Below are 10,218 nucleotides of genomic sequence, written 5' to 3'. Positions count from 1 at the left end.
TTAAGGAATATCAATACTGGCTGAGTTCCGATCCGTTTGATTGCGGCATGACCATTTCGACCGGGCTGCGCGGTAATCCAAACTCGGACAGTCAGGCCAATGGAGCGATGATGCGGATCTGCCCCCTCGGTATCTTCGGAGCCGGATTTGAACTGAATCAAGTTGCTGAATGGACGATGCAGGATGCGGCGCTCACACATCCCAACCTGATCTGCCAGCAGGCCAATGCGCTGTTTGCCATGGGGATTGCCCACGCCATTCAGTCCGGCTGTGACCCTAAAGAGCTATATCAGCACATCCGGCAGTGGGCAGCAGACATGCCCGTTGAACCTGCCTTGCTGGATACCATCGAGAAGGCCGCCGATGAGCCGCCAGCGGACTATGTCCACCAGCAGGGCTGGGTATCGATCGCTTTTCAGAATGCCCGGCACCAACTGCTCCATGCGACAAGCCTTGAAGCCGGTGTTGTCGACACCATCATGCGCGGCGGTGACACCGATACCAATGCTGCCATTTGCGGGGCACTGTTAGGCGCTGTCTGCGGTCGGGAGGCGATTCCGGCCCAGTGGCTCGACTCCTTGCAGAACTGCCGCCCAGAGGCCGGACATCCACGAGTACGCCACCCACGCCCGGAATGCTTCTGGCCGGTGGATGTGTTGGAACTGGCAGAGAAGCTGATTAGGGATATTGATTGAGGAGGAAGTATGGACGATTTACAAATACAGCTTTTGATTGATCTGCATAGATCAAATTTCAGACAAGGTCCGGGAGGCGAAGCTGAGACCAAACAGGCTTTGATGCTGGCCGGGCTCGATAAATCACGCCCTTTGAAGATTGCGGATATCGGTTGTGGCACCGGCGCTTCGACCATCCAGCTTGCAAAGGAACTGGATGCCGAAATTACCGCCGTGGACTTCCTGCCGGAATTTCTTAAGGAGCTTCAATCCAGGGCCAAGGAACACGGTGTGGCAGACAAAATCACGACCTTGAGCTGCTCCATGGATGCGCTGCCCTTTACCGATGAGGAGTTCGATGTCATCTGGTCGGAAGGTGCGATTTATAACATGGGGTTCGAAGCCGGAGTGTCAGCTTGGAGAAGCTTCCTGAAACCGGGTGGCAAACTCATCGTTTCGGAAATCACATGGTTGACCGCTGAACGACCGTCGGAGCTTCAATCCCACTGGGATGCCGAATATTTCGAGATCGATGTTGCCTCGGCAAAGATCGGAGTCATCGAACGACATGGCTTCATTCCTGAAGGTTACTTTTATCTACCGACGAGCTGCTGGATCGATAATTACTACCGGCCCATGCAGAACGGTTTTGATGCCTTCCTTGAGCGTAACAGCGGAAGCGATCAGGCAAGGGAAATTGTCGAATGTGAAAAGGCTGAAATTGCCCTCTACGAAAAGCACCGGGACCACTACAGCTATGGCGTTTACATAGCCAAAAAGATCTGAGAATGATGTATGGGAAGGCAATCAGACATGAGTTGTAAAACACACCACCGGGTATTCAATCGGGAATCGAACCCACGTCCGTTCTCTGTTTCGGGAAAATGCAGAGAATTTAATTTCTCTCGGCGTCCGACAGTCTGAAGGGGTTTGATGCTTGGTAAAGTGTTGAATAAAAAGAATTTATGGGTATGATTTGGTTTGGAGAACGAATTGGGGTAAGGCTCCGTGTCCTCCACCATTTGAAAAAAGACGACCCGTCTCTCCGGGATCACACTCGGGGGCGACGGGTTTTCTATTTCCCCCTGTTTTCAAAGGGTTTGGGCGTTTTTCACATCGACGACAGACCCCTCTCCACCCGCCTCATTTCCACCATTCTCCAGCCTTTCATTTTCTGTTCGACCCCGGATTCTCTGTTTTCTCAGGACGAGGTCAGAAGCTCGTCCGGTGGGACAATCCCTGTTATTTAAAGGGCTTGAGCCGACCGGCCTGTTTTGGGTGTTATGGGAACACGGCCTGTGGTGTGAAAAAGCACCCGAATTTTAGAACCAAAAGTCCCTCGCAGGATTTGAGAAGCAGGATTAATGTGGATTTCCCGGCATCCAGTTCAGTATTGTTTGGGAAAATAATCCTTGCCCGCCTGCCATAGATATTTGTCGACCTGCTTCAGGGTAAAAGCTCCAAGCCCGTAAAAATTGCTGAACTGCATTAAGATCTCACGATAAGTTGGGTAATGCTTGAGGTCGTCCTTCTTGAACTTGAAAAACTTATCCTTCCTCTTGAAGTGCATGAGCATTTTTTCCACAAAGCTATCATATATTGGATAGTCTTCTGGTATGTGATGACTGCAATATCTGGTGGCGAACGAGTAAAAATTTATGGTTTTAAGGCCGTTAACCTTAACGACAGCGATGTCATTCACAAGAGAGAAGTCCCGATCCGAAAGCCGCTGAGGTGATAGGCCATCCTTGAGGGATCGACCGTTCACGTTCGCGTAAGGAGGCGAAAATATCCTCGGCCTTTCAGATCTCCACTTCCTTTTGCGAACCACCTCGGAATATCTGGTGCTCCTTGAGACGCACCCAGTCCATACCGTCGATATCATCACACAGCAGGGAGTCTTCGCCGACCTCCCGAAGCGGATCGAGTGTGAATTTACTTTTGCCGTTGAAAAAATCACTACCGCCGAAAAAATGCTGACCGAACTTGGTGCGGTAGAGTTCCTTCTCGCCCTTGGTTTCGGCGTTCATCCGGATTTCCCCAAGGGCCGGGTTGTACACGATGACATCGAATTTTTCCGGACGGAAATACTGGCTGGCGGACTCTCCTGCCTCGATAACGGATTCGCGGGCATAGGGTTTACCGTGACGAACCAAAAACCAGGTGTAATCGTCTTTTGGAAACACATAGACCTTCGAGTGTTTCTCCCTGCGTTTCTTGGCGAACCACTCGTCAAGATCGGCCTCCAGAGCCCGAATCGTTTCAGTCGGAGGCTCTTCAAAATCCGGAACAGAACCGTTGTCGGTTTTGAAATACTCGAATGAACGGGGACGGAATAGGAACTGTTCGGCGTGAATCCGTTCAACGAGATCGCGGTCTTGCATCCATACCTGAATAGCCAGATCTGCGTGGGCGGCGTTCTCACCGATTACCACATCCAAGTCGGTATCAGCAATGGCGTCCTGGAGGGAGTCGAATCCTTCCTGCGTGGACATCTCGTTCACGTAATACAGAGCTTCGGCCAAATCATCCGGCGTGGTTTGCATTCGGGTTGAGCAAAGCCTGGCTCAGCGCATTGTAGTCCAGCTCGTCTCCGTTATCGGGCGATGGCAACTCCAACTCCACACCGCGACCGGAAAAATAGTCCGCATGAGGTTCAAGAAATGCGATCAGGTGCTCCGGATCAATTCTCCGGAGCATTCCCGGCTTCGAAAAGCGGCGCAGATTGAAAGTTGCCATTGTCGTCTCCTACCTTAAGTTTGTCAGTCTTCCTTCATAGGGCGCTCTCATTTATGTTTCCGGCCCACAACTTTACCCAGTATCCGCAAATCATCCTCCGGCCTGACTTCAACCGGTGCCAGACCGGGACTCTCCGGGACGAGTTCGATTCGTTTATCCTCAAGCCTCAACCGTTTCACGGTGGTTTCTCCATTCAACACAGCCACGACGATGTTCCCGTTTTCCGCCAACTGCTGACGTCTCACGATGATCAAGTCGCCGTCGTTTATCCCTGCTCCCGTCATGCTGTCACCGGAAGCGCGGAGCGCGAAAAACTCTCCGGACTTGACAGTGACGGCGTCAATCAGCACTTCGCCGACAATGTTCCCCTCAGCGAGGACGGGTTCACCCGCTGCGACTGTCCTGACCACGGCCACCGCCACCAGATCGGCCGCCATATCCTTTGGCCGCTTGACCACGGTCAATCCGCGCGCCTTACGGCCTTCACGCTTTAAGTATCCCTTTCGAACCAGCTGGTTGATGCGTTCATGCACGCTTGAGTGGCTGACGCCAAAGATCACGCTCAGTTCCTTCACCGTTGGCGGATATCCCTTTGCGTCGATATAGCGGCATATCTCTTCAAGGGTTTCCCGCTGCAACGGTGTAATTTTCTCTGTCTTACTTCTGCCCATGGCTCATTCCATTTTTCAGAAAGAGGAAAAGGCCCACTGGGCCGCATAAAAGACTAATATACAACCTGATACCTATCAGGTCAAGAAGTCTTATAAAACCGGATTTCCGACAGTCGGGCATTGCTCTCGGTATGTAACCACCGACAGAACCGGGCGTCGCGCCCGGACGAGCAGTTAGAAACCAGACAGCTGACCGGGAGCAGAGCTCAGGCGGTTGTGGGTGCCGGCAACCACGCATCCCAACCGCATGACGGTATCCCGGCATCCACACCGACAACCCGGTCACATTCGCCGGAGGAACCGATGTTGGATGCCGATTTTGCCATTGAAACGACCCGCTCCATTCCTTTTGAAGCAGACGTACCGCCCGATCCGAAGAGACTTTCTCCTGGCAACAGGCTGGATGTCATCGCCTCCATTCTGGCGGTGGCCGTACTGCGCTCAAAAGTCCGTAAGGCAGTTTTCAGTAATAACTTGGAGGACATCGAAGAATCTTCCGGAACAACCGGAGAAGGACTTGATTAGCTGCGGGAATCGAGCGTTCATTCATGACAAACGCGTCCGAAACTTTGGATAAGGAGTTGTATATGAATGAGTTACAAGAAACAGCCCGCAACGGGAAAAATAGTGAGCGGTCCCGAAATTCCGTTCTACGGCAACTGGCAACACTCCAGACTCTGACATTGGAGCAACTTCGCGAGAAGTGGCCCGACCTCTATGGCAGCGACCCACCCCGCTACAAGAAGCAGTTCCTCATCAAGCGCCTGGCCTATCGCATCCAGGAGCTCTTTTACGGTGGCCTGTCGGGAACCGCCAAAGCACGTCTGCGGCAAATCGCCCAAGATGATCCGGTGGCCACGGTCGAAGGCAAGGTGTCCGAGGAGCGCAAATCCAATGAAAACATTCTGCCGGGAACACGGTTCGTGCGGGTCTGGAATGACCGTCGATATGAGGTCACCGCCCGGGAAAAGGGCTTTGAATACGACGGTCGGATCTTTCGATCACTCAGCGCGGTGGCTCGAGAAATCACCGGCACACGCTGGAACGGAAAGGTCTTTTTCGGCCTGAAAAAAAGCTACGGCAAAAAAGAACAGAGGTGGCAAGAATGCTTGATAACGTCAATACAGCATCCACTCGGAAGAAGCCGCTGCGCTGCGCCATCTACACCCGCAAAAGTCATGAGGAAGGCCTTGAGCAGGAATTCAACTCACTGGACGCCCAGCGGGAAGCTTCAGAATCATATATCGAAAGCCAACGAATGCAGGGTTGGCTGACCGCTACGACGATGGTGGATTCTCCGGCGGCAATATGGACCGACCGGCGCTGAAACGCCTCCTTAGTGGATGTGGACGACGAAAAAGTGGATGTGATTGTGGTTTACAAAATCGACCGCCTTTCACGTTCGCTGCTCGACTTCATGAAAATGATAGAGCTGTTCAACGAGAAGGGTGTCAGCTTCGTATCGGTAACCCAACATTTCAACACCACCGATCCGACCGGCCGGATGTTTCTCGGCATCCTGATTACCTTTGCGCAATACGAGCGTGAGGTCATCGCCGAACGTATCAGGGACAAGGTGGCGGCGGCGAAGCGACGGGGCAAATACTGCGGCGGCCCGGCCATACTCGGATACGACGTGGACCGGGAAAACAAGAAACTGCTGACCAACCCGGACGAAGCGCCCCTGGTTCTGCACATCTTCCGACGATTCACACAACTGGCATCGGCCAGAAAGCTGGCCCAAGAGCTCAATGAACAGGGATACAAAACCAAATCATGGACCACGAAGATAAGGAAAAGAACGGAAAGGGGCCGAATGGAATACCGGCCATATCTACCGCTTGCTGGGTAACCGCATATACAACGGCGAAGTAGTCCACAAAGGGAATAGCTATCCCGGAGAGCACCAGGCCATCGTCGACAAGGAACTGTGGGACAAGGTCCAGTCGATTCTCTCTGAGAATACCAGGGCCAAGCAAACCAAAGCCCGGAGCAAAATGATCTCACCGCTGCAGGGAGTGATTCGTTGCGGTCATTGTGACATTTTGGGGTGTCGGAATATTACCAACCTATCCCGGAATTGGATCACTGGCTAAGAAGACGCATTCGCATGTGTTACTGGAAACGCTGGCGTTTTTGTCGTACGGAAGTGCGGGAGCTTTGTAAGCTTGGCACATCGTTAGATGCTGCTATATCAGTTGGCTTAAGTCGGAAAGGCCCGTGGCGGCTTGCTCGGACTTTAGCTACACAATCCGGTATGACGAATCAGTGGTTGAAGGAGCAGGGACTACTATCTATTAAAGAACTATGGGTGAGCATTCACTATCCGGCTACGGCCCGATAAGTTTTGTGAACCGCCCGGTGCGGACCCGCTTGCCGGGTGGTGTGGGGGCTGGGGGAGAAAAACCCCCGACTACCCGATTATATTCTTTATTTTCATTTAGGTCTTGCGTCTTAGAATCCAAATACAAACTGGAATTAAAACCAATTCCAAAGCGATATAAAGGCTCAAGAGAGGTGATGGTATCCCATCAACAATTACGCTCAAGATTCTCCCTGACGCAAGACCACCGGAAAATATACAAACCACCAGAATTCCTGCATCGCGGTATTTCTCAGAAAATGCACACCAAAACCAAAATAGCCCAAGTGCTATGTAGAGCATCATGAGTGCTCTTAGGATATGAGATTGGTCGACGCTTGGCGGTTGAGGGGTGGCTATTAAAAACCTCTCGAAAAACCAACTTGGGAAAATTCCATAAAGAGCCCCAATAATGCTAATGGCAAAGAATGAAAATATAAGAAATCCTTTTTTGAGAGCCATTTTTGCTACCTCCGATTCCTGATTGGTTATTAAATGAATATAACAACGTTATATGGTTTCTTCATAACACCTTTGGGCCGCGAAATCGCGGCATAAGACACTGCCTGCTATTCTGTCGTAACGCCAGTATTTGCAGAAGGTTAAGCCATTTTCTGCAATGAACGCGGGGGGATATATGGTTTCTATATAAGACAACTTGGTTTCTCCATTACAAATCGTCCACCGGACTCTTGACGCCCTTGCCGCCCCGGTTCAGGACATGGGTGTAAATCATGGTGGTCTTCACGTCCTTGTGACCGAGAAGTTCCTGGACGGTCCGAATGTCGTAGCCGCTTTCAAGGAGTTGTGTGGCGAAGGAATGACGGAAAGCATGGCAGGTGGCCGTTTGGCCAGCCCTGCCTTTCTCACCGCGCCGTTGACAGCCTTCTGGATGATCGACTCGTGAACGTGATGCCGTCCCTCATCGCCGGTCTGTGAGTTTTTCCAACGGTTTTCCTGGGGGAAGACCCACTGCCAGCGCCATTCCTTCGGGGCGTTCGGGTATTTGCGGTCGAGCGCATTGGGCAACAGCACACGACCCCAGCCGTCGGCCAGGTCGCGCTCGTGGATCGCCCTGACGTGCTTGAGGTGTTCTTGCAGCGGCGCCTTGAGCGATTCGGGCAGCATGGTGATCCGGTCTTTTGCGCCCTTGCCGTCGCGGACGAGGATTTCGTTGCGGGAGAAGTCGAGATTCTGGACGCGGAGGCGCAGGCATTCCATCAGGCGCAGGCCATCGCCATACATCACCGAAGCCATGAGCCATTTGTCGCCGGAAAGGTTCGCCAGAACGCCTTTCACTTCCTCGCGGGTCATGACGACGGGCAGACGCTTGGGCTTGCGGGCGCGGATGACTTCGCCCAAGTCGCCGACTTCGCGTCCGAGCACATGGCGATAGAGAAACAGCAGCGCCGACAGCGCCTGGTTCTGTGTCGAGGCGGCGACCTTCTCCTTCACCGCCAAGTGCGTCAGAAAGGCGTTGATTTCCGGTTCGGCCATCTCGGCGGGATGGCGGACATGGTGGAAATGGATGTAGCGCTTGACCCATTGGCAATAGGTCTGTTCCGTGCGGCGGCTGTAGTGGCGGGAACGTAAGGCTTCGCGCATCTGGTCAAGCAGTTTGGGCGGGCGGGACCGACTCGCCGGCTTATCCACCATGGACGCCAGAGATTCGCCATCTCTCACAGAAATACGAGCCTGGCTCGTGTTAGTACACGAAGTCATTATCTACGCTCCTCAAGGGAGGCCAGCTTGCCGGACTTGAGCCACTTATCGGGTTCCTTCGCATCGAACCGCCATTGCCGCCCGACCTTGTGGGTGGGCAGTTTGCCTTCTTGGGCCAGCTTATAGACGGTCGATCTACCCATCTTCAGGTATTGCGCCGCTTCAATGACTATCAGCCACTTGGTTTCCATCAATCTCTCTTTCAAACACATCCAATGGTACGTCGAGTAACGTCGAGTAACTTAAATAAGCAGGGTGGCTTTGTCAAGCCCCGATTCAATTATTTTTAGCCGCCCGAAGCGGCCCCCTCCGACACTTTCAGACGGGCTCCGGCAGATATCACAACGACAGGGCTCTTCGCCCGTCCCGCGGGCTGCGATCCGCGGACGGAACGAGCGCCCCACCGGAATGAACCGGTTTGTCGCGACATGACCGGAGATACGAATGAATCTTTTTGCCACCGACCGTGACCGACTGGCGTTTCTGCTGGAGACTGATACCGCTCTTGATCTGGACTTCGAAACCCTTGAAGCCCAGGCCAAGGAGGCTGTCACAGATGAGACATCCCTTCAGATTTGTCTGTCAGGAACAACTGAAGGCGGATTTATGATTGCGGAAGGCGGATTACTTACGGGAACGTGCCGTTTTGATAGAAGCCACGACCATGGAGAGAATCTCATTTGCTTCATTCTTCAAATCGATCAGCAGTTTCCCTTCCATCAGCCCTGCTTCAACAATCAGTTCCATCCAATACATACTTTCGTCGCACTCTTCCTCAACAATTCCCATTTTGGCAATGAATTCGGGGTTGGAGCGAGCACGGCAGGCAGCGCGGTAGTTGGCACCAACAGACGTTCCGCACCTGAGCAGCTGCTTTCCAATCACATTTGCCGTCTGATTCTTCGGCAAAGCTTCAGTCAGTCGAATAACCCTCAAGGCAAAAGCCTTTGTTCTGTTTTTGAAATCTTCAGTATTCATGGAGGTAATATATGATGCGAAAAAACAATCCCCAATCGGAAATCAATAATCCACAGTCCGAAATCCCCAATCAGCAATTGTTAAGGCTTTTTGTCTATGGAACCCTGAAAAAGGGATTCTGGAACTTTGACCGGTTCTGCACGCGGGCCATCAGCATCGAACCCGCCACCACTTGGGGCAGGGTCTACCTTCTGCCAGCCGGATTCCCGGCATTGGAAGTCCCGGAGAGCAGCGTACTGGCCACCGGCACCGCCGATCCGCTGGCCGATACCCGAACATAGAACGAAACCAAAATTCCGCAATCCGCATTAAAGCTGTTCTCAAACAATCCGCATTCCGAAATCGCCAATCCTCAATCGAATGACTGGGATTTGGTCCACGGGGAGCTGATGACCTTCGCTAATCCCGGTTTCGATCTGCCGCCACAGACCGGCTGGAGGCATTCGACCCGAATGGCCGCTGTGTTTATAAGCGGGTTCTGGTGGCGGTGGAGACCAACGACTTGATCCGGCCCGTTTGGCTGTACAATTACAAGCTCGGCCATAATGCGGAGCGGTTACCTCTGGCGAATGGAGGTGAAAGTGCAGAAATGGTATTTATGCAAAAAGGGTTAACAAACAAGCTCGCATATTCGTATATTATACAGAAATAACATTACAGCATATTGTAAGGTGATTGAATGAAGATGAAAATAAAAAAACTGGCAACCGTGCAGATGGGATACTCGTTCAGGTCTCGCCTCGAAGCCTCTGAAGGTGGCGGAGTTGCAGTTATTCAGATGAAGGATCTTCTGGATGACAACACGGTGGGCTGTGATGGTTTGGTCAGGATCAATATGGAGGCTATGAAAGATCACCACCTTGCGCAAAGAGGTGATCTGGTATTCAGGTCTCGCGGGCATGTGACCACGGCAGCGGTTCTTCTTGAAGATCCGGGCAAGGCTGTTGTCGCTGCACCTTTATTAAGGATAAGGGTGACCAAACCAGACAAGGTTTTGCCCGAGTATCTGAACTGGTATATCAGCCAGCGGGATGCGCAGATTTTTCTGACCAGCCGGGCCAAAGGGACGGTT

The 10,218-nt window shown here is 52.4% G+C and carries 16 protein-coding genes and 1 pseudogene; 8 read left to right on the top strand and 9 right to left on the bottom strand.

Going from position 1 to position 10,218, the window contains the following annotated elements; translation table 11 throughout:
- Both S1OALGB6SA_RS00235 and S1OALGB6SA_RS00230 read left to right on the top strand, forming a co-directional pair.
- A partial coding sequence (locus S1OALGB6SA_RS00235; RefSeq protein WP_148083983.1) for an ADP-ribosylglycohydrolase family protein occupies positions 1-695 on the top strand: 695 nt, incomplete at its 5' end.
- A 9-nt stretch (positions 696-704) separates the two neighbouring features.
- Entirely contained in the window at positions 705-1,460 is a 756-nt protein-coding gene (locus S1OALGB6SA_RS00230) for a class I SAM-dependent methyltransferase (RefSeq protein WP_124032168.1), read from the top strand.
- 601 nt (positions 1,461-2,061) lie between these two features.
- Here S1OALGB6SA_RS00230 and S1OALGB6SA_RS11045 read toward each other — a convergent pair.
- Genes S1OALGB6SA_RS11045 through lexA form a run of 4 tightly spaced genes read right to left on the bottom strand, consistent with a single transcriptional unit; the run spans position 2,062 to position 4,084 of the window.
- Positions 2,062-2,559 carry an HI_0787 family protein gene (locus S1OALGB6SA_RS11045; protein ID WP_503465854.1) on the bottom strand — a complete coding sequence of 166 codons (498 nt, stop codon included), beginning with the start codon at positions 2,557-2,559 and terminating at the stop codon, positions 2,062-2,064.
- Positions 2,477-3,220, bottom strand: coding sequence for a hypothetical protein (locus S1OALGB6SA_RS00220; protein WP_230204319.1), 744 nt, complete (start codon positions 3,218-3,220; stop codon positions 2,477-2,479). Before S1OALGB6SA_RS00220 ends, S1OALGB6SA_RS11045 begins: the two co-directional genes overlap by 83 nt.
- Positions 3,201-3,413, bottom strand: a complete 213-nt coding sequence (locus S1OALGB6SA_RS10480; RefSeq protein ID WP_230204318.1) for a hypothetical protein — start codon at positions 3,411-3,413, stop codon at positions 3,201-3,203. The genes S1OALGB6SA_RS00220 and S1OALGB6SA_RS10480 overlap by 20 nt, the downstream gene beginning before the upstream one ends.
- Positions 3,414-3,460: 47 nt before the next feature.
- Positions 3,461-4,084, bottom strand: coding sequence for a transcriptional repressor LexA (gene lexA, locus S1OALGB6SA_RS00215; RefSeq protein ID WP_124032167.1), 624 nt, complete (start codon positions 4,082-4,084; stop codon positions 3,461-3,463).
- Positions 4,085-4,387: 303 nt separating this feature from the next.
- Between lexA and S1OALGB6SA_RS00210 the strand changes: the two genes are divergently transcribed.
- The 4 genes from S1OALGB6SA_RS00210 (at position 4,388) to S1OALGB6SA_RS10825 (ending at position 6,180) form a co-directional block, all read left to right on the top strand.
- The gene (locus S1OALGB6SA_RS00210; protein ID WP_124032166.1) at positions 4,388-4,609 is read left to right on the top strand and encodes a hypothetical protein; all 222 of its coding nucleotides are present in this window, start codon (positions 4,388-4,390) and stop codon (positions 4,607-4,609) included.
- A gap of 62 nt (positions 4,610-4,671) precedes the next feature.
- A complete protein-coding gene (locus S1OALGB6SA_RS00205) occupies positions 4,672-5,358 on the top strand; it encodes a DUF2924 domain-containing protein (protein WP_230204317.1) in 687 nt (228 codons plus the stop codon).
- A 71-nt stretch (positions 5,359-5,429) separates the two neighbouring features.
- On the top strand, positions 5,430-5,936 hold the full coding sequence (locus tag S1OALGB6SA_RS10475; protein WP_230204316.1) for a recombinase family protein: 507 nt from the start codon (positions 5,430-5,432) through the stop codon (positions 5,934-5,936).
- Positions 5,926-6,180, top strand: coding sequence for a recombinase family protein (locus tag S1OALGB6SA_RS10825; protein WP_371686013.1), 255 nt, complete (start codon positions 5,926-5,928; stop codon positions 6,178-6,180). Before S1OALGB6SA_RS10475 ends, S1OALGB6SA_RS10825 begins: the two co-directional genes overlap by 11 nt.
- 344 nt (positions 6,181-6,524) lie before the next feature.
- Here the strand turns inward: S1OALGB6SA_RS10825 and S1OALGB6SA_RS00195 are convergent, their stop codons facing one another.
- The 5 genes and pseudogenes from S1OALGB6SA_RS00195 to S1OALGB6SA_RS00180 all read right to left on the bottom strand — a co-directional run bounded on the left by S1OALGB6SA_RS00195 (position 6,525) and on the right by S1OALGB6SA_RS00180 (position 9,146).
- Positions 6,525-6,908, bottom strand: coding sequence for a DUF4345 domain-containing protein (locus S1OALGB6SA_RS00195; protein ID WP_124032165.1), 384 nt, complete (start codon positions 6,906-6,908; stop codon positions 6,525-6,527).
- 208 nt (positions 6,909-7,116) lie between these two features.
- Positions 7,117-7,242 (bottom strand): annotated as a pseudogene (locus tag S1OALGB6SA_RS11020) (tyrosine-type recombinase/integrase); the annotation flags it as partial.
- Positions 7,191-8,051: an integron integrase gene (locus S1OALGB6SA_RS00190; RefSeq protein WP_442789577.1), complete on the bottom strand. Its 861-nt coding sequence runs from the start codon at positions 8,049-8,051 to the stop codon at positions 7,191-7,193. The gene S1OALGB6SA_RS00190 and the pseudogene S1OALGB6SA_RS11020, both read right to left, overlap by 52 nt.
- Before the next feature lie 116 nt (positions 8,052-8,167).
- Positions 8,168-8,374 (bottom strand): helix-turn-helix domain-containing protein, encoded by a 207-nt coding sequence (locus S1OALGB6SA_RS00185; protein ID WP_230204315.1) that lies wholly within the window; start codon positions 8,372-8,374, stop codon positions 8,168-8,170.
- A gap of 418 nt (positions 8,375-8,792) precedes the next feature.
- Entirely contained in the window at positions 8,793-9,146 is a 354-nt protein-coding gene (locus S1OALGB6SA_RS00180; protein ID WP_124032164.1) for a four helix bundle protein, read from the bottom strand.
- A gap of 11 nt (positions 9,147-9,157) precedes the next feature.
- Here S1OALGB6SA_RS00180 and S1OALGB6SA_RS10470 point away from each other — a divergent pair, with 11 nt between their 5' ends.
- Together S1OALGB6SA_RS10470 and S1OALGB6SA_RS00170 are read left to right on the top strand one after the other, a co-directional pair.
- Positions 9,158-9,427 carry a gamma-glutamylcyclotransferase gene (locus tag S1OALGB6SA_RS10470; protein ID WP_230204314.1) on the top strand — a complete coding sequence of 90 codons (270 nt, stop codon included), beginning with the start codon at positions 9,158-9,160 and terminating at the stop codon, positions 9,425-9,427.
- A 398-nt stretch (positions 9,428-9,825) separates the two neighbouring features.
- On the top strand, positions 9,826-10,218 hold a 393-nt coding region (locus tag S1OALGB6SA_RS00170), incomplete at its 3' end, for a restriction endonuclease subunit S domain-containing protein (RefSeq protein WP_124032163.1).

Origin of the sequence: Olavius algarvensis spirochete endosymbiont (assembly GCA_900608495.1) — a bacterium.
Taxonomy (GTDB): Bacteria; Spirochaetota; Spirochaetia; order DSM-2461; family DSM-2461; genus UBA2779.
The sequence above is the reverse complement of the archived record's forward strand: the minus strand, read 5'-3'. Positions and strand labels throughout refer to the sequence as shown.